The following is a 20,615-nucleotide window of genomic DNA, read 5'->3' on the forward strand; positions in this document are numbered from 1 at the left end:
TGTGATGGCGACGATCCTTCTCTTTGCACCGCTGGTCGGCGCGATCATCTCGGGCCTCTTCTGGAAAGCCATCGGCGAGAAGACCGGCCAGGTCATCGCCACGGCGCTGCTGTTCCTGTCGGCGATCCTGTCCTGGGCCCTGTTCCTCGGTTATGACGGCGAGGCCTATACGGTCCATATCCTGCGCTTCATCGACTCGGGGACCCTGGTCGGCGACTGGGCGATCCGCATCGATCGGCTGACCACGGTCATGCTGATCGTGGTGACCACGGTCTCGGCGCTCGTGCACCTCTACAGCTTCGGCTACATGGCGCATGACGACAACTGGACCCATCACGAGCATTACCGGGCGCGCTTCTTCGCCTATCTCTCGCTCTTCACCTTCGCCATGCTGATGCTGGTCACCTCGGACAACCTGGTGCAGATCTTCTTCGGCTGGGAAGGGGTGGGCCTCGCGTCCTATCTGCTGATCGGCTTCTATTACAAGAAACCCTCGGCCTCGGCCGCGGCGATCAAGGCCTTCGTGGTCAACCGGGTCGGCGACTTCGGCTTCGTCATCGGCATCATGATGCTGTATTTCCTGACGGATTCGATCCAGTTCGACGACATCTTCCACTCGGCCGAGCAGCTGAGCCAGCAAACCATCCACTTCCTGTGGACCGACTGGAACGCGCTGAACACCGCCTGCTTCTTCCTCTTCATCGGCGCGATGGGCAAATCGGCGCAGTTCCTGCTGCACACCTGGCTGCCCGACGCGATGGAAGGCCCGACCCCGGTGTCGGCGCTGATCCACGCCGCGACCATGGTCACCGCCGGTGTCTTCCTGGTCAGCCGCATGTCGCCGCTGATGGAATACGCCACCGACACGCGGACCTTCATCGTCTTCATCGGCACGCTCACCGCCTTCTTCGCGGCGACCGTGGGTCTGGTGCAGAACGACATCAAGCGTGTCATCGCCTATTCGACCTGTTCGCAGCTGGGCTACATGTTCGTGGCGGCGGGCGTCGGCGTCTATTCGGTCGCCATGTTCCACCTGCTGACGCATGCCTTCTTCAAGGCGATGCTGTTCCTCGGCGCGGGCTCGGTGATCCACGGCATGCACCACGAACAGGACATGCGGAACTACGGCGGCCTGCGCCACAAGATGCCCTACACCTATTACGCCATGCTGATCGGCACGCTGGCCATCACCGGCGTCGGCATCCCGCTCACGCATATCGGCTTCGCCGGCTTCATCTCGAAGGATGCGATCATCGAAAGCGCCTTCGGCGGCGAGATGATCTATGCCTTCTGGGTGCTGGTGATCGCGGCGGCCATGACCTCGTTCTACTCGTGGCGCCTGATGTTCCTGACCTTCTTCGGTGCCCCGCGCGGCGACCACCACACCCATGACCACGCCCATGAAAGCCCGATGACCATGCTCATCCCGCTGGCCGTGCTCTCGGTCGGTGCGGTGCTGGCCGGGATGGTCTGGTACACGCCCTTCTTCGGCTCGCACGAGGCGGTGCACGAGTGGTTCGGCCATTCGATCACCATGCTGGACAGCAACCACACGATCCACAACGCGCATGAGGCGCCGGCCTGGGTCAAGACCGCGCCCTTCGTCGCCATGCTGCTGGGGCTGGTGCTGGCCTACCTCTTCTACATCGTCAACCCCCGGCTCCCGGTCAAACTGGCCGAGAACCAGCCGATCCTCTACCGCTTCCTGCTGAACAAGTGGTACATCGACGAGATCTATGACGCGATCTTCGTGCGTCCCGCCTTCGCCATCGGCCGTTTCCTGTGGAAGCGCGGCGACGGCAACACCATCGACGGTTTCCTCAACGGGTTGTCGATGAACGTCCTGCCCATGCTGAACCGCGTCTATGCCCGCGCCCAGTCCGGTTACCTCTATCACTACGCCTTCGCCATGGTCCTCGGGATCGCGGTACTGGTGACCTACGTTACGCTCTCCGGAGGGGCGCACTGATGTTGAACCTTCTGTCCATCATCACCTTCCTGCCCGCGGTGGCAGCCTTCATCGGGGCTGTCTTCCTGCATGGCGAGAACGCCCAGACGCAGCTGCAGGCCAAGCGGCTGGCGCTGTTCGCGACGCTGGCGACCTTCGCCATCTCGCTGATCCTGCTGTTCAACTTCGACGCCTCCGATACCGGTTTCCAGTTCGTTGAAGAACACGACTGGATCCTGGGGCTGAAATACAAGCTGGGCGTCGACGGGATCTCGGTCCTCTTCGTGCTGCTGACCACCTTCCTGATGCCGATCACCATCGGCGCCTGCTGGGGCGTCACGCATCGCGTCAAGGAATACATGATCGCCTTCCTGCTGCTCGAAACGCTGATGATCGGCGTCTTCGTCTCGCTGGATCTGGTGCTGTTCTACCTGTTCTTCGAGGCAGGGCTCATTCCGATGTTCCTGATCATCGGCATCTGGGGCGGCGCGAACCGGATCTATGCCGCGTTCAAGTTCTTCCTCTACACCTTCATCGGCTCGGTGCTGATGCTGGTGGCGATGATCTACATGTATCTGCAGGCCGGGACGACCGACATCCCGACGCTGCTGACCTTCGAATTCAGCGCCGGTCCGCTCACTCTCCTGGGCTGGCAGATCGCCGGCGGCGTGCAGACGCTGCTGTTCTTCGCCTTCTTCGCGTCCTTCGCGGTGAAGATGCCGATGTGGCCGGTCCATACCTGGCTGCCCGACGCCCACGTCCAGGCCCCGACCGCGGGCTCGGTGGTGCTGGCGGCGGTGCTCTTGAAGATGGGTGGCTACGGCTTCCTGCGCTTCTCGCTGCCGATGTTCCCCATCGCCTCCGAGATCTGGGCGCCGCTGGTCCTGTGGATGTCGGCCATCGCGGTGGTCTACGCCTCGCTGGTCGCGCTGGTGCAGGAGGACATGAAGAAGCTGGTGGCCTATTCCTCGGTCGCGCACATGGGCTTCGTCACCATGGGCATCTTCGCGGCCAACCAGCAGGGCCTCGACGGCGCCATCTTCCAGATGCTGTCGCACGGCTTCATCTCGGGCGCGCTGTTCCTCGTGGTGGGCGTGGTCTATGACCGCATCCACACCCGGGATATCGAGGCCTATGGCGGGCTGGTGAACCGGATGCCGATGTACGCCGCGGTGTTCATGCTGTTCACCATGGCCAACGTCGGCCTGCCGGGCACGTCCGGGTTTGTCGGCGAATTCCTGACCTTCATGGCGGTCTTCCAGGTCAACACCTGGGTCGCCGCGGTGGCCGCGACGGGGGTGATCTTCTCGGCCGGTTACGGGCTCTGGCTCTATCGCCGCGTGGTCTTTGGCCCGCTGATCAAGGAAAGCCTGAAGACCATCACCGACATGGACATGCGCGAGAAGCTGATGTTCGCGCCGCTGATCGTCATGACCCTGCTGCTGGGTGTCTATCCGTCGCTGGTCACCGATATCATCGGCCCGTCGACCGCGGCCCTTGTTGAACACTACAACGACGCCAACGGCATCGTGCCCGCCGAAGCCGGGATGCACGCCGCCGCCGATGCGTCCCATGCGCCCGCGGCCGCCGCGGCGCCCACTCACTGAAAGGCCCGCTGCGATGACCTCGCTTGACCTCTCGATCGCGCTGCCCGAAATCCTGCTGTCGCTCTGGGCGATGGTGGCGCTGATGGCGGGCGCGTATTTCGGCAAGGATAGGCTGGCCGCCGCCCTGACCTGGGCCACGGTCGCCGTGATGATCCTGCTCGCCATCCTTGTGGGCGTGCAGGGACCCGAGGCGCAGACCGCCTTTGGCGGCCTCTTCGTCGAGGATGCCTTCTCGCGCTTCGCCAAGATGGCGATGCTGCTCGCCAGCGCCGCGGTGCTGGTCATGGGGATGGATTACCTCGAACGCGCCAAGATGATGAAGTTCGAGTATCCGATCCTCGTCTCGCTGGCGACGGTGGGGATGATGGTCATGGTCTCGGCCCAGGACCTGATCACCCTCTATATGGGGCTGGAGCTGCAATCGCTGGCGCTTTACGTGCTGGCCGCCTTCCGCCGTGACAGCGTGAAGGCGACCGAGGCGGGGCTTAAGTACTTCGTCCTCGGCGCGCTTGCCTCGGGCCTGCTGCTCTATGGCGCCTCGCTGGTCTATGGCTATGCCGGCACCACCCGCTTCGACGGGATCGCCAGCCTGATCCACGGCGACCACCTGCCGGTCGGCCTGCTGATGGGGCTTGCGTTCATGATCGCCGGTCTGGCGTTCAAGGTCTCGGCCGTGCCCTTCCACATGTGGACGCCCGACGTCTACGAGGGCGCGCCGACCCCGGTCACCGCCTTCTTCGCCACCGCGCCCAAGGTCGCCGCCATGGCGCTGCTGGCCCGCGTGACCTATGACGCCTTCGGTCATGCGCCGGGCGACTGGGGCCAGATCCTGGCGCTGCTGGCCGGTCTGAGTATGGTTGTGGGTGCCGTCGGGGCGCTGAGCCAGCGCAACCTGAAACGCCTGATGGCCTATTCCTCGATCTCGCACATGGGCTTCGCGCTGCTGGGCCTGACCGCGGGGAACGAGGCCGGGGTGAAGGCGACGCTCCTCTACATGGCGATCTATGTCACCATGTCGATCGGCGTCTTCGCCTTCATGCTGACCATGCGGCGCGAGGGGCGCCCGGTGGTCGCCATCGACGACCTGAACCTGCTGTCGAAGACCCAGCCGATCCAGGCGCTGGCGCTGCTGATCCTGATGTTCAGCCTTGCCGGGGTGCCGCCGTTGATCGGCTTCTGGGCCAAGTTCGCGGTGCTGACCGCGGCCATCGGCGCGGGCTATGTCACGCTGGCCGTGGTCGGTGTCATCGCCTCGGTGATCGGTGCCTTCTACTACCTGCGCATCGTCTACTTCATGTATTTCGGTACCGAAGTGGACGCGCTGGACAACGACGGCGCCCCGGCGCAGCGCTGGCTGACGCTGGCGGCGGCGGCGGTCACCCTGCTCGGTGTCGTCAACCTCTTCGGGATCGAGGGCGCGGCAGCCATCGCGGCGCAGGCACTTGTCCACTGAGGGCTGGCCCCCGGGCCATGAGAAGCTGGTGCTGGAGGAAACCGACAGCACCATGATGGAAGCCCAGCGACGCGCGCCGTCGCTGGGCTCTCCCACCTGGATCCTGGCGCATCGCCAGACCGCGGGCAGGGGACGGCGGGGCAGGGCCTGGACCGATCCGGCCGGAAACTTCGCCGCCACCCTGATCCAGCGCATGGACGAGCCGCCCGCCAAACTGGCGCTGCGCTCCTTCGTTGCGGCACTGGCGCTGCGGGACGCGCTGGCCGAGCTTACCCATCTGCCCGATGCCTTCGCGCTGAAATGGCCCAATGACGTGCTGCTCAATGGCGGCAAGCTCTCGGGCATCCTGTTGGAAAGCCCCGGCGCGGGCGTGCTGGCCATCGGCATCGGCGTCAATCTCAAGGCCTCGCCCGAGCCCGAGCCGGGCGCGGCCTTCCCGCCCGTCAATCTGCGCAGCGAGACGGGGATCACCCTGACGCCCGAACAGCTGCTCGACCGGCTGGCACCCGCCTTCGCCCGCTGGGACGCGCGGCTCAGGACCTATGGGTTCGATCCCATCCGCACCGCCTTTCTCAACGGCGTCGCGCGTCTGGGCCAGCCGCTGATCGCCCGCACCCTGACCGAAGAATTCCGCGGCACGTTCGAGACCATCGACGAGTCCGGCTCGCTGGTGCTGGTCACGCCCCAGGGCCGCCGCGCCATCCCCGCCGCCGACATCTTCTTTCCCTGACGGAGACCCGCCATGCTGCTCTGCATCGACTGCGGCAATACCAATACCGTGTTCTCGATCTGGGACGGCCACCTGTTCATCGCCACCTGGCGCACCGCCACCGATCACCGCCAGACCGCCGATCAGTATTATGTCTGGCTCAGCACGTTGATGAACCTCAAGGGGATCGAGGCGACGATCACCGATGTGATCATCTCCTCGACCGTGCCGCGGGTGGTGTTCAACCTGCGGGTCCTGGCCGACCGCTATTACAACTGCCGCCCGCTGGTGGTGGGCAAGCCCGATTGCGACCTGCCCGTGGCGCCCCGCGTGGATCAGGGCACGACCGTAGGCCCCGACCGGCTGGTCAATACCGTCGCCAGCTACGACCGCCATGGCGGCGACCTGATCGTGGTGGATTTCGGCACCGCCACCACCTTTGACGTGGTGGACAGCGACGGCGCCTATATCGGCGGGGTGATTGCCCCCGGGGTGAACACCTCGCTGGAAGCCCTGCATATGGCCGCCGCGGCCCTTCCGCATGTCGATGTGACCAAACCGCAGAGCGCAATCGGCACGAATACGGTTGCCTGTATCCAGTCGGGCATCTACTGGGGCTATGTCGGGCTTGTCGAAGGCATCGTACGACAGATTCGCATCGAGCGCGAACGCCCGATGAAGGTGATCGCCACCGGCGGTCTCGCCTCGCTCTTCGATCAGGGCACCGACATCTTCGACTCGGTCGAAGACGATCTGACCATGCACGGGTTGATGCTGATCAACCGTCACAACAGGGAACGCGCCAGCGCATGAGTAACGACCGCCTGATCTACCTGCCGCTGGGCGGCGCCGGCGAAGTGGGGATGAACACCTACGTCTACGGCTACGGACCCAAGAACCGCGAGCGGCTGATCGTCGTCGATCTCGGCGTGACCTTCCCCGATATGGACGGCACGCCCGGCGTCGACCTGATCATGGCCGACATCGCCTGGCTGGAAGCCCGCCGCGACCGGATCGAGGGGATCTTCATCACCCACGCGCATGAAGACCACGTCGGCGGCCTCGGTCACCTGTGGTCGCGGCTGCGTGTGCCGGTCTATGCCCGCGACTTCACCGCTCGCATCGCCGCCAAGAAGATGCTGGAGGCCGGGCAGCCGGTCGACCAGATCGTCACGCTCGACCCGTCCGAAACGATCGAGCTGGGCCCCTTCGCCGTCCGCTTCCTGCCCATCGCCCATTCGCTGCCCGAAGCCTCGGCCATGCTGATCGAGACGCCCGCCGGGCGCCTCGTCCACACCGGCGACTTCAAGCTCGACATGGCGCCGGGCGTCGGCGACCCGTTTGACGAGGATCTCTACCGCGCCATCGGCGACAAGGGCGTCGATGTGATGGTCTGCGATTCGACCAACATCTTCTCGCCGCATCCCGGCCGCTCGGAAAGCTCGCTGCCGCAGGCGATCACCGATCTGGTGCGCGGCGCGCCCGGGCTGGTGGTGGCGACGACCTTCGCCTCGAACGTGGCGCGGGTCCGCACGCTGGCCAAGGCCGCGCGCGCCGCGGGGCGTTCCGTCTGCCTGCTGGGTCGGGCGATGCAGACCATGGTCCGCACCGCGACCGAGGCCAAGCTGCTGGTGGATTTCCCGCCGACCGTTCCGGCGGAGGAAGCCGTCGACATGCCCCGCGACAAGGTCATGCTGATTGTGACCGGCAGCCAGGGCGAGCGCCGCGCCGCCTCGGCCCAGCTGTCCCGCGGCTCGTACCTCGGCTTCCAGCTGAAGGAGGGCGACACCTTCCTCTTCAGCTCGATGACCATTCCGGGCAACGAAAAGGACGTGCTGAAGATCGTCAACGCGCTCAGCGAACAGGGCGTCGAGGTGGCCGACAACACGCAGGGCCAGTACCACGTCTCGGGCCACGCCAACCGGCCTGATCTGGAGCGCATGCATGACCTCGTGCGCCCCCGCGTCCTGATTCCGATGCACGGCGAACACCGCCACCTGCGCCAGCACGCCATGCTGGCCCAGCGGCGCGGCATGGCCTCGGCCATCGCCCCCAACGGGACGATGCTGGACCTGACGGGTCGCGACCCGGTGGTGGCGGAATACGTCGATACCGGGCGGCTCTACCTCGACGGGACGGCGGTCTATGGGGCGCTGGACGGGATCGTGCGCGAGCGGATGAAACTGGCGCTGAACGGGCTGGTCATGGTCACACTGATCATCGACGAGGACGGTCTGCCGATGGGCGACGCCTGGGCCGATTGCATGGGCCTGGCGCGCGAGGGCCGCTCGAAACGCCCGCTGGCCGAGGTGATCGAGGACGAGCTGGCCGAAGAGCTGGAGCGTACCGGCAAGAAGGTCCTGGCCTCGGACGACAAGCTGATCGAGGCGCTGCGCAAGCGGGTGCGGATCTGCTGCGTCGACGAGATCGGCAAGAAGCCCGAAGTTACGGTGGTGGTGAGCCGCCTGTCGGACTGAGGCCCTTGGGCCGACTTGGCGCAAGGCTTTCTTAACGGGTGCCTGCGATCCTGCCGGGGTTGCAGGATTTTCGCCCATGAGTGTTCACGATCGCGACCCCGTCCTGAGGCGCAAGCTGGCGCCGCGGCCGCCCCCTCCGTCGGAGGAGGCGGCTTTGCCCGTTGGGCCCGCCGCGCTGCTGGCGCGCGCCTTCGGGCGGGCGATCTCGGCCGCCGCGCCCCTGGTGGCGGAGGAGCCCGAGACGCATCGCAAACAGGCGAGCCTGGCGGAACTTCTCGATTCCATTGATCCCGAGGCCTTTGTGACGCTCCTGACCGGGGCCGAGGCCCCGGCGCTGGCGCTGATGGATCAGGAAGGCTTCGGCGCGGTGATCGAGGCGATGACCATGGGCCGGCTCGCCGCCCGTCCCACCGGGCCGCGCCGCCCGACGACGACCGATGCCGCCCTGCTGGCCGAGGTGATCGACGCCACGCTGGCGGGCCTCGGGGCCGAGGACCCGCTGTCAGGGTTGCGCTGCAGCCGTCCGGTGGCGGACCATCGCCTGCTGCCGGTGATCCTGGAAGAGATCGATTATGATCTGGTGGCGCTGACCGCCGTGGTCGTCTCGGGCAGCGTCACCCGGCCGCTGCGGCTGATGCTGGCCCTGCCGCGCCCCGATGAGGCCGAGGTGATCGCCGCCGCGGGCGAGGAACCGGCCCTTGACTGGTCCGAGGCGCTGAACGCCGCCGTGATGCGGGCGCCCGCCTCGCTCAGGGCCGAGCTGGGCCGGGTGACGCTGCCCCTGGCCGAGGTTCTGGCGCTGGGGCCGGGCAGCATGCTGACGCTGCCGCTTTCGAACCTGGAGGAAGTGCAGTTGGTGGCGCTGGATGGCGCGGTGCAGGCGGTGGGGCGGCTGGGCCAGACCCGCGGCATGCGGGCGGTGCGCCTGACCGGATGGCCCGGCGGGTTGCCGCAATCGCCGATGCTCGACGCCGCGCCCCCGGGCCGGGCGATGCCCGCCGCAGCTCCGTTGGAGGACGAGGAGGTTGCAGCGCCGGACTTCCCGATGATGGCCGCCATGGCGCCCATGGCCCTGGACCTGCCCGAGGACGAGACCTGAGGCAGCGGGCCGCAGGCTCCCGCCCGCCCACCCCGCCTGCGGCCCGCTGCCTCAGGTCAGCGCGGCGCTTCCTGTGGGGGCAGCGGGCGGTGGGGATCGGGGGATTGCGTATTTTCAGCAAAGTGAAGGGGCGGGGCGCAGTTCGCTCAACACGGGCGTTGGACCTGTGGTGGCGGTGTTACGCAGAGGTCGGGGCGGCGTCCGACGGCGCGACCTTTCGTTCGCCTTCCCCGATGTTATGGGGATGCCCTCGGGGCTAAAGGGGGGATTCCCCCTTGGCAGGGGCGCGGGGGGCTCAAACGGCCGCGCCCCTGGCGCGTTTCCGAGACGCCGCTCACATCCGCCTCGGTCGCCCGAGGGTCGAGGGCGACATCTCAGCGCAGTGTCGGGATCGGGCCTTCGGTGCGGCCTTCGGTGAATTGCCGCAGCACCGGGTCGTCCGAGCCGAAGGCCTCGGCGGTCGGGCCCTGCCAGTGGAAGCGGCCCTCGTGCAGCATCGCCACCCGGTCGGCGACATCGCGCACCGTGCGCATGTCATGGGTGATGGTCAGCGCCGTCGCCCCCATCTCGGTGACGATGCCGCGGATCAGCGCGTTGATCACCGCCGACATGATCGGGTCGAGCCCCGCGGTCGGTTCGTCGAAGAACAGAACCGGCGGATCGCCGGCGATGGCCCGGGCCAGCCCCACGCGCTTCTGCATCCCGCCCGACAGCTCGGCGGGGAAGAGATCCGCGACTTCGGGGCCCAGTCCCACGCGGGCCAGTTTCTCGACCGCCAGCGCCTTGGCTTCGACCCGGCCCATCCGGCCGGTGCCGCGCATCAGGCGGAAGGCGACGTTCTGCCAGACCGGCAGCGAATCAAAGAGCGCCGCACCCTGAAACAACATGCCGATATGCGGGGCGACGGCATGGGGTGTCGGGTTCTTCAACCCGGCCAGCTCGACCTCGCCGCTATCGGCGCGCTCCAGCCCCAGCAGGCATTTCAGCAGCACCGACTTGCCGGTGCCGGAGCCCCCGATCACCACCAGGCTCTGGCCCTTCGGCACCTCGAAGCTGACCCCGCGCAGGACCGTCTTCCGCCCGAAGGCCTTGTGCAATGCCTCGGCCCGGATCATGCGGAAAAGAACGCTTCGGTCAGCAGGTAATTCGACGCGAGGATCAGCACCGAGGCCAGCACCACCGCCGATTTGGTCGCCTCGCCCACACCCTGCGCGCCGCGGCCCGAGTTCATGCCGAAATAGCAGCCCGACAGCGCCACCAGGAAGCCGAAGACCGCGCCCTTCACGAGCCCCGAGGCGATGTCCCAGAATTCCAGGAAATCCAGCGTGTTGCGCAGATAGGTCGGGCCGTCGAAGCCGAGCCGCGTGACGCCGACCGCATAGCCGCCGAGGATGCCGATGGAATCGCCCACCGCCACCAGCACCGGCATGGCCAGCGTCGCCGCCACCAGCCGGGGCACGGTCAGGAATTGCATCGGCTCCACCGCCAGCGTCTTCAGCGCGTCGAGCTGTTCGGAGACCTTCATCGTGCCGATCTCGGCCGCGATGGAGGAGGCGACGCGCGCCGCCACCATCAGCCCGCCCAAGACCGGGCCCAGTTCGCGCACCATGCCGATGGCGGTGATCGAGGGCACGGCGAATTCGGCGCCGTAGCGGGCCGATCCCGCGAAGATCTGCAAGGCCAGCGCCGCGCCGGTGAAGAGCGCGGTCATGCCGACGACCGGCAGCGACAGCCAGCCGATCTGCACCAGCTGCGCCGCGACCTCACGCAGGTGGAAGGGCGGGCGCAGCATCCAGCCCAGGGCCTGACCGGTGAAGCCCACGAACCGGCCCAGCGCGCCCAGCGCCCCGGCCACACCGCGGCCGGTGGCGCCCAGCGTCGCGACCGGGTTCACGAGGGCGCCCCGACATAGCGGCGGCGGTAGCGGTTGCCGAGCGAGGTCAGGATCTCGTAGCCGATGGTCCCGGCCAGTTCCGCCAGATCGTCGACGTCCTGCCGCGGTCCCAGAATATCCAGCGACACCGGGTCGCTGTCGAGGTCGGTGACATCGACGGTGATCAGGTCCATCGACACGCGGCCGACGACGGGGCAGGGGATCTCGCCCGCCCAGAGGATCGCCTTGCCCGAAAGCGTGCGCAACAGCCCGTCGGCATAGCCCGCGGCGACCGTGGCGATACGCGAGGGGCGGGGCGCGACCCAGGTGCAGGAATAGCCCACCGCCTCGTGCGGCTCGACATCGCGGACCTGCACCACCGGCAGCGACAGCGTGGCGACCGGCAGCGCCTCGTCATAGGGGGCGCCGCCGTAAAGGCCGATGCCGGGACGGCAGAGGTCGAAATGGTAGTCCGGCCCCAGCAGCATGCCCCCGGTCGCCGCCAGCGAGCGGGGCGCGGACATGCCCTCGGTCATCTCGAGGAAGGCGCCCAGCTGGCCGAGGTTCATCAGATGCTGCGGCTCGTCGGCGCAGGCCAGATGCGACATGACCAGCTGCGGCGCTCCGGGCAGGCCTACGGCGAGGACCGCGGCCCATTCGGCGGGCTCCATCCCCAGCCGGTTCATCCCGGTGTCGAGCTGGATGCCGAACGGGTGACCGGCCAGCGATTCCGCGTGGCGGGTCAGCTGTTCGGCCGAATTCAGCAGCGGGATCAGGTCGAGGTTGCGCAGGCTCGGCGCATCCCCCGCCATATGGCCGGAAAAGACGAAGATCCGCGGCCCGGCGCCCAGTGCCTGGCGGATCGCCGCGCCCTCTTCGGCCAGCGCCACGAAGAAGGTGCGCGCCCCGGCCCCGGCCAGTTTCTTGACCACCGGCCCGGCCCCCAGCCCATAGGCATCGGCCTTGACCGTGGCGCCGGTCTCGGCTTGCGACAGGCGGGAAAGCCGCTGCCAATTGGCGGCGACGGCGTCGAGGTCGATGGTCAGGCGCGCGGAAGTCATGGCGCAGGTTTGGGGGGCAGGAGCCCCTTTAGTCAAGGGCGAAAAGGCGCCGGGCGGACTTCCGCTGGGCCTGTGGATAAATCGCCTCAAATTGGACACGTTTCCGTTTGAACCTCTTGCGGAGGCACTTCGACAGAGTGATGTAACGGGCGCGATTCGAAACGTATCGTGCAGACACAAAGGCAAGGACAATGTCGACCCAAACGCGCAAGAGCAGCCAGAAACCGGCCCCTCAGAAGCCGGCACCGACCCACCGTTTCACGGATTGGGCGATGCTCTGAGCGCCACGAGATAGGCCGCGATGGCCGCCCTGTCCGGGGCGGCTATCCGGCTGATGTTGGCGACGACATCGGCCATCTCGCCGCCTGCCGTATCGAATTCGGGCGTGAAGCCCGTTTCCAGATAGGCGGCGATATCGAAGGCGGTCCACCCCTGCGGCGGCAGGGCCGGGATCCGCCCCTCGCCCACAGGATTGGGCGCCCCCGCCAGCCATTGAGACCGGTCGAGCCCGCCCAGCGCATCGCGCGGCGTGTGGCATTCGGCGCAATGGCCCAGAGCCTCGACCAGATAATGACCGCGCGCGGCCTCTGGATCCTCGGGCACCGGCGTGGCGAAGGCCGGGTCGAAATTCAGCATCTTCCACAGGCCCAGCCCGCGCCGCATCGAGAAGGGGAAACCCACCTCATGCGCGGCCGAGGGCGTGGGATCTGCGGGCAGCATCTGCCAATAGGCCCAGAGGTCGGCGATATCACCGGGCGTGGCATGGGTATAGGTCGTGTAGGGGAAGGCGGGGTAGTAATGCGCCCCCTCGGGCGAGACGCCCAGCATCACCGCGGTGGCGAATTGCTCCAGCGTCCAGGTGCCGATCCCGGCCTCGGGGTCGGGCGAGATATTGGGCGCGCGGAAGGTGCCGAAGGGCGTGACGAAGCTGCGCCCCCCGGCCAGAACCATCCGCGCTTCGGTCGAAGCCGTGGCATCGACCGAAGGCGCGGTGTGGCAAGACGCGCAGCCGGCGGTCCAGAAGACCTGTTCGCCGTGCTGCGGATCGGCGCTGTGCGATTGCAGCGCTGCCAGCGTGTCGGCCGACAGGCTGGCGGGCCTGGTCAGCACCCAGAAAGCGCCCCCGCCGACAGCGGCGAGGACCAGTGCGAGTGTACCCAGGCGCGCCAGCATGCGGTGCTTACTGCGGCTGGCGATAGGTCTGGTGGCAGGCGCCGCAGGCGCCGCCGAGGCCGCCCATCGCACCCTGCAGCGAGGCGAGGTCGGTCCCGGCCGCGTCCTTCATCGCCTCGGCCGCGGTCTGCAGCGCGGCCCAGCGGGCGTTGAAGCCGTCCATGTCGCTCCAGATCGCGGGCAGCGCGCGCGAGCCTTCGGTCGAGGCATTGTCGGTGCCCTCGGGGAACATCGGGCCGATGTCCAGCATGGCCAGATGATAGATGTTGTTGGCGGCGGTCGAGGCGACGGCCGCGTCATAGGGCATGCGGCCCTGAGCCATGCCGCCGATCTGCCCCAGGTTATAGGCCAGAACGTCCATGACCGCATGGCGGGCCGCGACGTTCGGGTTCATGTCCTGGGCGGTGGCGAGCGTCGGCAGCGCGAGGGCTGCGGCGGTGGCGAGCGCAGTCAGAAGGCGAGGCATCGAGGTCTCCCTGTTGTCGATCCGGGAACAGGATAAGCACGCATTCCGTGCGAGACTTCTCGCGAATGCGTGATCGCCCCTCTCGGCCTGCACATATTCTGTGAATGATCGCACAGAAGAGGGGCGGATTGCTGCATATGTGCAATATCTGCTTCTTGTCGCGCCAAACCTTGCCCGCCCGGCATCCGGCTTGAAGCGCCGCCGGGCAAGGGCTAGGGTCCGCCGCGTCTGTTCACCCCGGAACCCCCATGCCCGAGCCCCGCCCGATCCAGACCCTGACAGGCATTGTCGCTCCGCCCGATGGTCCCCGTCGTCGCCTGCCGTATCTGTCGCGCTTCCGCACCGACGATCCGGTGCTCAGGGCGCGTTATGACGACGTGACGCTGTGGTACGGGGCGGTCTGGCTGGCGGGCGAGGGGCGGCTCAGGCTCTTCGGGCCGCCGGGGCTGAACCTGCACCCCCTGCTGCGGAGCGCGCGTTACGAGACCGAGGCCGGGCCGCTGCCCGCCCCCCGGCTGCGCCGCTTCAAACGCTATGTCACGGCGGATTTCCCGCTCGACCGGCCGGTCGGCACGCTTTTCATGGAGGTGGCGGGCCAGCGGCTGAGCCTGCCGGTCCTGACCCAGGACCTGCAGGCGCTGGCCGGGCTCAACACCCTCTACACCATGTCGCAGAACAACGATCTGGACTGGATCGAGGATTGGATCACCTATCACCACCGCCACCACGGGGCCAACGGGCTGGTGATCGCCGACAACGGCAGCACCGCCTATACGCCCGGGGAGCTGGCCGAGCGGCTGTCGCGGCTCGATTTCCTCAAGGGCCTGCGGGTGACCTCGGTGCCCTTCCGCTACGGGCCGAGTTCGGCGATCTGCCGCCGCGCCTCGCAGGCGCGCTTCCTGCAGACGGCGATCGCCAACCTGCACCGCGACCTCTACCTGACCCGCGCGCGGGCGGTGCTGTCGTGCGATATCGACGAGCTGATGATCTCGACCAGCGGGCGCAGCGTGTTTGACGCGGCGGTGGCGCGAAAGCTGGGGTTCCTGACGGTGCCGGGCTATTGGCGCTTTTCGCGCGTCCCATCGGGCCAGCGCGCGCGGCATGCCGACCACCTCTGGATTGACCCGGCGCGCAGCAAACCCTGCCCGACGAAATACGTGATCCGCCCCGATGGCGCGCTGGCCGGCTGGTCCTGGATGACCCATTCGCTGGAAGCGCTACCGCGCGCGGCCTTCAAGGCCTCGCCCGAATTCTGGTTCGCGCATTGCCACGACATCTCGATGCGCTGGAAGGAAGGGCGCGAGGCCACGGCCGGGGAACGCGCCTGGCAGCGCGATCCGGCGCTCGAAGCGCTCTGGTCAGCCTGACCTGCCGGTGAGCCGCCTGAGCGCCAGCTCGCCTTTGTGCAGCAGCCACAGCCAGCGGGACCGCTGCATGTCGGCATAGACGAAGGGACGGCGCACGCGCGGATCTTCGGGCTCAAGCCAGCTCTCGGCCAGCGGCAGAAGGCCCGGCGCCCGGTTCCGCAGCGCGGCGATCCGGTCGGGCGACAGCGCGCGGAACCGCTTCACGCTGTCCCCGGCCCGTCGCGCGGCGATCCGCCCGGCAAGCGTATGCCCGCGCGAGCGGTAGCGGAAGACCGGCACCTCGGGACAATAGAAGCCCCAGGGCGCGTGCATCAGCGCCATGCCCGCGGGGAAGAGCCGCGCCGCCTGCCCGGAATTCGCGCCCTCAGAACCGACGAAGGTCCAGCCCGCCGCCCGCAGGCTGGGCACATGGGCGATGCAGATGTCGGAATAGCTCAGGTGACGGCGGCCCTTCCGGGCGTTGATCCCCGGCAGGAGGAACTGGCCATCGGCCGAGGGCGTGAACCGCCCGCGCCACTGGAAGCCCTTGCGCGCCTTGACGAAAAACGGCGAGACGAACCCGGCCCCCGGCTGTTCCAGAAGCTCCTGAACCGCTGCGACCTCCTCGGTCCCGGGGCTGCGCACGAGCTGGGTGTCGTCCTGCAGATAAAGCAGCAGCGGCGTCCGGCACAGGTCGAGCGCCTTCTGCATGTTGGCATAGAGGCCGCCGTGCCATTCCTCGCCCGCCTTGCCGGTCACCACCTGCACGCCCGCCGCCGCGACCTCGGCCAGCAGGGCGACCTGCGCCGGGTCGTCGCTGCGGTCGTCCAGCACCAGGACCAGCACGCCGGGCAGATGCCGGGCGATCGCGTCCAGGCAATTGCGCAGATGCGCGGGCCGGTTGTAGGTCATCACCGCAACCGTCAGGGCCCCCCGGGGGTCGTCTGGCATGCCTGGCCCTCCTTCAATCTGAGACTTCGGGCTTAGCGCGAGGCGGGGCGCCCGTCCAGAAGGCCGTCCAGAACCGCCTCCATCGCCTTGAGCGAGACCTCCAGCGGGTGCTGGTTCTCGGCCTGCACCCGGGCGGCGCCGGCCAGATAGGGGGCGCGGAAGGCGGGGTCCTGCGCTGCGACCACGGCCCGGGCCATGGCGGCGGCATCCGCCACTTCCAGCGCCCCGCCCGCCGCCTTGAGCCGGGCATAGGCCTCGGCGAAATTGCCGGTATCGGGGCCGTGCAGGACCAGCGCGCCCAGGGCCACGGCCTCGAACGGGTTCTTGCCGGTCAGCGTCACGCCCGGCACGCGCAGCGAATTGCCGGTATAGGCGACGGGCGCGAGGCGATACCAGAGGCCCATCTCGCCGATCGTGTCGGCGATATAGACCCGGGTCGCGGCGGTGATCGGCTCGCCGCGCGACCGGCGGGCAATGGCCCCGGCCGGGAAATGGGCCCGCGCCGCGGCTTCGGTGCCGTCAGCCTCGGCGGGCTTGCGCGGCGCGATGAGGAAGAGGAGATCGGGCAGCGCCTCAAGCGCCAGCCCCTGCGCCTGCATGAGTTGCGGCTCTTCCACCGATTTGGTCGAGGCCGCCAGCCAGACCGGCCGCCCGGCGATCTGGGCCTCCAGCACGGCGCGGGCCTCGGGCCGGTCGGGCAGGGGGTCGGACGCGGCCTTCAGCACCCCCATCACCGACATCTTCGCGGCAGGCGCCCCCAGATCGCGGTAACGCGCCATCGATTCCGCATCCTGCACCAGGATCCGGTCGAAAAGGTCCATCAGCGCGCCATTGGTGGCGACCATCCGGCGGCGGCGGCGATAGCGGCGCTCGGTGACATGGGTGTTGATCAGCACCATCGGCAGCCCGGCGCGGCGCGCCTTGCGCAGCATCAGCGGCCAGAGATCGGCCTCGGCCACGATCAGCGCGTCAGGGCGCCAATGGGCCATGAAGCGATTCAGCGCGCCGGGATAATCGGCGGGGGCGAATTGATGGATCACCCGCCGGGGCAGGCCGCGCCGCTCAAGCGCCTCGGCCGAGGCGGTGGTATGGGTGGTGAGCAGGATGTTGAGGTCGGCATGGGCGGCGGTCAGCCGGTCGAGCAATGTCACCAGCGCCTGCGCCTCGCCGACCGAGACGGCGTGGAACCACAAAAGCACGCCCTCGGGCCGGGATTGCGAGGCATGGCCCAGCTTCTCGCGCCCGCGCCGCGGATCTTCGCGCCCCTGACGCTGCCGGATCCACAGCACCAGCCGCCAGAACGGCGCCGAGACCGCGGCGAAGGCGAGATAGAGACGCAGGAGGAGCGGCATGCGGGATCCTTTCCCGGCGGGGATAGCCGCGCCGCCGCGCCCGCGCAAGGGCGAGGGGTTTCGCCCTCGTCCCCCGTGCTTGCGCACGGGCTCCTCGGGCGACCAGCCGGGGGGCGCTGCCCCCCGGACCCCCCGGGATATTTAGGGCGCAAAGATGGGGGCAGGTCTGGACGCGAGGATAACCCGCAAGGACAAGCGGTTGATTTCGCCGGACGAAGGGGCGTGTCCCACGCGTGGGACGGGTCTAGCGGCCCTTCCACACCGGATCGCGTTTTTCCGTGAAAGCGCGCTGCCCCTCGTGCAGGTCTTCCGAGCCATAGAGCCGGTCGACGGTGGCGAACTGGCGCTTGGTGATGCGGTTGAGCGCATCCTGGAAGCGCATCGCCTCGGCCTCGCGCACCACCTCCTTGATGGCGGCAAAGACCAGCGGCGGGCCGGATTCCAGCAGCCGCGCCAGCTCCCAGGCGCGGGCACGAAGCTCGTCCGGCGGGCAGATCTCCTTGATCAGGCCCCAATGCTTCGCCTCATCGACGTCGAACCAGCGGCCGGTCAGCAAGAGGTCCATGGCGACGTGATAGGGGATGCGCTTGGGCAGCTTGATCGAGGCGGCGTCGGCCACGGTGCCCGAGCGGATCTCGGGCAGGGCGAAGCTGGCGGTGTCCGAGGCCAGGATCAGGTCGCAGCTCAGCGCCAGTTCCAGCCCGCCGCCGCAGCAGATGCCGTTGACGGCGGCGATCACCGGCTTGTTGAGGTTCGGCAGTTCCTGCAAGCCGCCGAAGCCGCCGACGCCGTAATCCCCGTCCACGGCATCCCCCCCGGCCGCCGCCTTCAGATCCCAGCCGGGGCAGAAGAATTTCTCGCCCTCGGCCCGCAGGATCGCCACGCGCAGCCCCTCGTCATCGCGGAAATCCTTGAAGACATCGCCCATGATCCGGCTGGTGGCCAGGTCGATGGCATTGGCCTTGGGCCGGTCCAGCGTCACCTCCAGGATGCCGCCCTCGCGGCGGGTCTTGATCGGGCCCTCGGTCAGGTCTTTCATCTCTGCCTCCAGATTACTGCGTCCACCGCGACCGCTTCCGTCGCCGTCAGGATCAGCGGGTTCACCTCGATCTCCTGCAGCGCCGGATCGGCCGCCATCATTGATTGCATCGCCAGCGCGGCGTCGATGGCCCGGCCGACCGCCGGTCTCGCGCGCCCCCGCCAGCCGTCGAGCAGCGGCCAGAGCCGCAGCCCCTGCAGCGCCGTCTCGACCTCGGCCCGCGTCACCGGGGCGACCAGCGTCACCGTATCGGCCAGAAGCTCGGCCGTCACCCCGCCCAGACCCAGGGTCAGGGTCGCGCCATAGACCGGGTCGCGGCGGATGCCGACCAGCAGCTCGGCCAGGCCATTCGTCACCATCTCCTCGCAAAGATAGCCCGCGGCGCCCGGCATCTCGGCCTCGGCGCGGGGGTCGGTCACGCCCAGCCGCACCGCCCCGGCCTCGGTCTTGTGGGCAAAGCCCAGGCCCTTCAGCGCGAAGGGGGCGGTCAGGCCGCGCGCGTCCAGCGTGGCGAGGTCCTCTGCTGTCACGCCCTTCGGCACGGCGACGCCGGCGGCCGCCAGCATCGCCTTCGCCTGCGCCTCATCGATCAACACGGCCTCACCCCCGGGCATCACGCCCCAGGGCCGCCAGCCCGCCAGCCCCGCAGGCCGCTGCACCGCGACCAGCGCCTCCAGCGCGGTTTCCAGCCCCATGAGCGGCACCACGCCGCGCTCGATCATGGCGATGGCGCGGTCTTCGTCGAAATTCTCGGGCAGCGAGGCGACGGGGAAGGCGGGCTTGCCGGTCGCGGCCTGCGCCACCTCGATGGCGCGGATCGCGGGTTCGAAACTGGCGGGGTCGCAGCGGTCGGGCCGCGGCGGGTCGATGATGAAGATCCCGGCGTCATAGCCCTCCAGCATGGCGGTGAAGACGGCTTCGGTCTTCGGCCCGTCGCCCCAGATGAAGGTGTGGTAATCCAAGGGGTTGGCCAGCGTCACCAGCGGCCCCAGCACGGCGCCGAGGCGCGCCTTCTGCCCGTCCGTCGGCGGCTCGAAGACCACGCCCGCCTTCGCGCCCAGATCCGCCACCAGCCCCGCCTCACCCCCCGAGCAGGAGAGCGAGCAGAGCCGCGCGCCGAGCCCCGGCCCGTGGACATGGAGGATCTTCAACGCCTCGATCAGGGCGCCCAGGGTGTCGACCTCGGCCACGCCCACCTGCCGCAGGAAGGCGGAGGAGGCCGCGCCACCCCCCGCCAAGGCGGCGGTATGCGAGGCGGCGGCGGCGCGCGAGGCCTCGGTCTTGCCGGATTTCACCACGACGATGCCCTTGCCCGCCGCCCGCGCCGCCTCGGCCAGTGCGGCGAAGGCGGGGGCGTCGTCGATCCCCTCGACATACAGGCCCAGCGCCGTGACCCGCTCATCGGCCAGGACCGCGCCCGCAAGTTCCGCCAGCCCCACCTGCGCGGCATTGCCCAGGCAGGCAACATAGGCCACCGGCAGGCCGCGCGCCTGCATGGTCAGGTTGATGACGATGTTGGACGACTGGCTGATCAGCGCCACCCCGCGCTCGACCCGCCGCCCGCCGTGCTGGTCGGGCCAAAGGAGCGCGCCATCGAGGTAATTGATCACCCCATAGCAATTGGGCCCGAGGATCGGCATCTCGCCCGCTGCCGCGACCAGCTGCGCCTGCAACCCGGCCTCGCCCGATTCCTCCCAGCCCGAGGCGAAACAGATCGCGCCCCCCGCGCCCATCGCCGCCAGCTCGCGCACCACCTCGAGGGTGGCGAAGCGGTTCACGCCGATGAAGACGGCATCCGGCGCCTGCGGCAACTCGGCCAGGGAGCGCAGACAGGGCACGCCGGCGATCTCGGCGCGGGTGGGATGGACCGGCCAGACGGGGCCGTCAAAGCCCATCTTGCGGCATTGCTCGATCACATTCTGCGCCCAACCGGCGCCCAGAACGGCGATGGAGCGCGGGCGCAGCAGGCGCGACAGACGCGGATTGGGCGAGAGGATCGCGGGCGCGCTGCCCATCTTTGTTCTCCAAATATCCACGGGTTTCCAAAGGGGGCGTGCCCCC

Annotated in this window: 17 protein-coding genes; 8 read left to right on the forward strand and 9 right to left on the reverse strand. The window is 68.4% G+C overall.

The window, feature by feature from the left end; translation table 11 throughout:
- The first annotated feature begins 4 nt into the window (after positions 1-4).
- The 7 genes from nuoL (at position 5) to VDQ18_RS09200 (ending at position 9,293) form a co-directional block, all read left to right on the forward strand.
- The gene (nuoL, locus tag VDQ18_RS09170; protein ID WP_323020638.1) at positions 5-1,969 is read left to right on the forward strand and encodes an NADH-quinone oxidoreductase subunit L; all 1,965 of its coding nucleotides are present in this window, start codon (positions 5-7) and stop codon (positions 1,967-1,969) included.
- Positions 1,969-3,555, forward strand: a complete 1,587-nt coding sequence (locus VDQ18_RS09175) for an NADH-quinone oxidoreductase subunit M (protein ID WP_323020639.1) — start codon at positions 1,969-1,971, stop codon at positions 3,553-3,555. Before nuoL ends, VDQ18_RS09175 begins: the two co-directional genes overlap by 1 nt.
- 13 nt (positions 3,556-3,568) lie before the next feature.
- Complete coding sequence (gene nuoN / locus VDQ18_RS09180) at positions 3,569-5,008, forward strand: NADH-quinone oxidoreductase subunit NuoN (protein WP_323020640.1); 1,440 nt, start codon at positions 3,569-3,571, stop codon at positions 5,006-5,008.
- On the forward strand, positions 4,998-5,738 hold the full coding sequence (locus VDQ18_RS09185) for a biotin--[acetyl-CoA-carboxylase] ligase (protein WP_323020641.1): 741 nt from the start codon (positions 4,998-5,000) through the stop codon (positions 5,736-5,738). The genes nuoN and VDQ18_RS09185 overlap by 11 nt, the downstream gene beginning before the upstream one ends.
- A 12-nt stretch (positions 5,739-5,750) precedes the next feature.
- Positions 5,751-6,530 (forward strand): type III pantothenate kinase, encoded by a 780-nt coding sequence (locus VDQ18_RS09190; RefSeq protein WP_323020642.1) that lies wholly within the window; start codon positions 5,751-5,753, stop codon positions 6,528-6,530.
- Complete coding sequence (locus VDQ18_RS09195; RefSeq protein ID WP_323020643.1) at positions 6,527-8,194, forward strand: ribonuclease J; 1,668 nt, start codon at positions 6,527-6,529, stop codon at positions 8,192-8,194. Before VDQ18_RS09190 ends, VDQ18_RS09195 begins: the two co-directional genes overlap by 4 nt.
- A 154-nt stretch (positions 8,195-8,348) precedes the next feature.
- The gene (locus VDQ18_RS09200; RefSeq protein WP_323020644.1) at positions 8,349-9,293 is read left to right on the forward strand and encodes a FliM/FliN family flagellar motor switch protein; all 945 of its coding nucleotides are present in this window, start codon (positions 8,349-8,351) and stop codon (positions 9,291-9,293) included.
- Positions 9,294-9,667: 374 nt separating this feature from the next.
- Here VDQ18_RS09200 and VDQ18_RS09205 read toward each other — a convergent pair whose 3' ends face one another.
- From VDQ18_RS09205 to VDQ18_RS09225, 5 genes are all read right to left on the reverse strand, one after another.
- Positions 9,668-10,408, reverse strand: coding sequence for an ABC transporter ATP-binding protein (locus VDQ18_RS09205; protein ID WP_323020645.1), 741 nt, complete (start codon positions 10,406-10,408; stop codon positions 9,668-9,670).
- Entirely contained in the window at positions 10,405-11,187 is a 783-nt protein-coding gene (locus VDQ18_RS09210; RefSeq protein ID WP_416235098.1) for an MlaE family ABC transporter permease, read from the reverse strand. Before VDQ18_RS09210 ends, VDQ18_RS09205 begins: the two co-directional genes overlap by 4 nt.
- Complete coding sequence (gene alr / locus VDQ18_RS09215) at positions 11,184-12,227, reverse strand: alanine racemase (RefSeq protein WP_323020646.1); 1,044 nt, start codon at positions 12,225-12,227, stop codon at positions 11,184-11,186. Before alr ends, VDQ18_RS09210 begins: the two co-directional genes overlap by 4 nt.
- A gap of 258 nt (positions 12,228-12,485) precedes the next feature.
- Entirely contained in the window at positions 12,486-13,400 is a 915-nt protein-coding gene (locus tag VDQ18_RS09220) for a cytochrome c (RefSeq protein WP_323020647.1), read from the reverse strand.
- A 7-nt stretch (positions 13,401-13,407) separates the two neighbouring features.
- The gene (locus VDQ18_RS09225; protein WP_323020648.1) at positions 13,408-13,866 is read right to left on the reverse strand and encodes a cytochrome c; all 459 of its coding nucleotides are present in this window, start codon (positions 13,864-13,866) and stop codon (positions 13,408-13,410) included.
- Between the two features lie 248 nt (positions 13,867-14,114).
- Here VDQ18_RS09225 and VDQ18_RS09230 point away from each other — a divergent pair, with 248 nt between their 5' ends.
- The gene (locus tag VDQ18_RS09230; protein ID WP_323020649.1) at positions 14,115-15,233 is read left to right on the forward strand and encodes a hypothetical protein; all 1,119 of its coding nucleotides are present in this window, start codon (positions 14,115-14,117) and stop codon (positions 15,231-15,233) included.
- Here the strand turns inward: VDQ18_RS09230 and VDQ18_RS09235 are convergent.
- The 4 genes from VDQ18_RS09235 to VDQ18_RS09250 form a co-directional block, all read right to left on the reverse strand.
- The gene (locus tag VDQ18_RS09235; RefSeq protein WP_323020650.1) at positions 15,225-16,163 is read right to left on the reverse strand and encodes a glycosyltransferase family A protein; all 939 of its coding nucleotides are present in this window, start codon (positions 16,161-16,163) and stop codon (positions 15,225-15,227) included. The genes VDQ18_RS09230 and VDQ18_RS09235 overlap by 9 nt on opposite strands.
- A gap of 32 nt (positions 16,164-16,195) precedes the next feature.
- A complete protein-coding gene (locus VDQ18_RS09240; RefSeq protein WP_323020651.1) occupies positions 16,196-17,515 on the reverse strand; it encodes a 3-deoxy-D-manno-octulosonic acid transferase in 1,320 nt (439 codons plus the stop codon).
- A gap of 244 nt (positions 17,516-17,759) precedes the next feature.
- On the reverse strand, positions 17,760-18,554 hold the full coding sequence (locus VDQ18_RS09245; protein WP_323020652.1) for a carnitinyl-CoA dehydratase: 795 nt from the start codon (positions 18,552-18,554) through the stop codon (positions 17,760-17,762).
- The gene (locus VDQ18_RS09250) at positions 18,551-20,569 is read right to left on the reverse strand and encodes an acetate--CoA ligase family protein (protein WP_323020653.1); all 2,019 of its coding nucleotides are present in this window, start codon (positions 20,567-20,569) and stop codon (positions 18,551-18,553) included. The genes VDQ18_RS09245 and VDQ18_RS09250 overlap by 4 nt, the downstream gene beginning before the upstream one ends.
- Positions 20,570-20,615 lie beyond the last annotated feature (46 nt).

Origin of the sequence: Pararhodobacter sp., assembly GCF_034676075.1 — a bacterium.
Classification (GTDB): Bacteria; Pseudomonadota; Alphaproteobacteria; order Rhodobacterales; family Rhodobacteraceae; genus Pararhodobacter.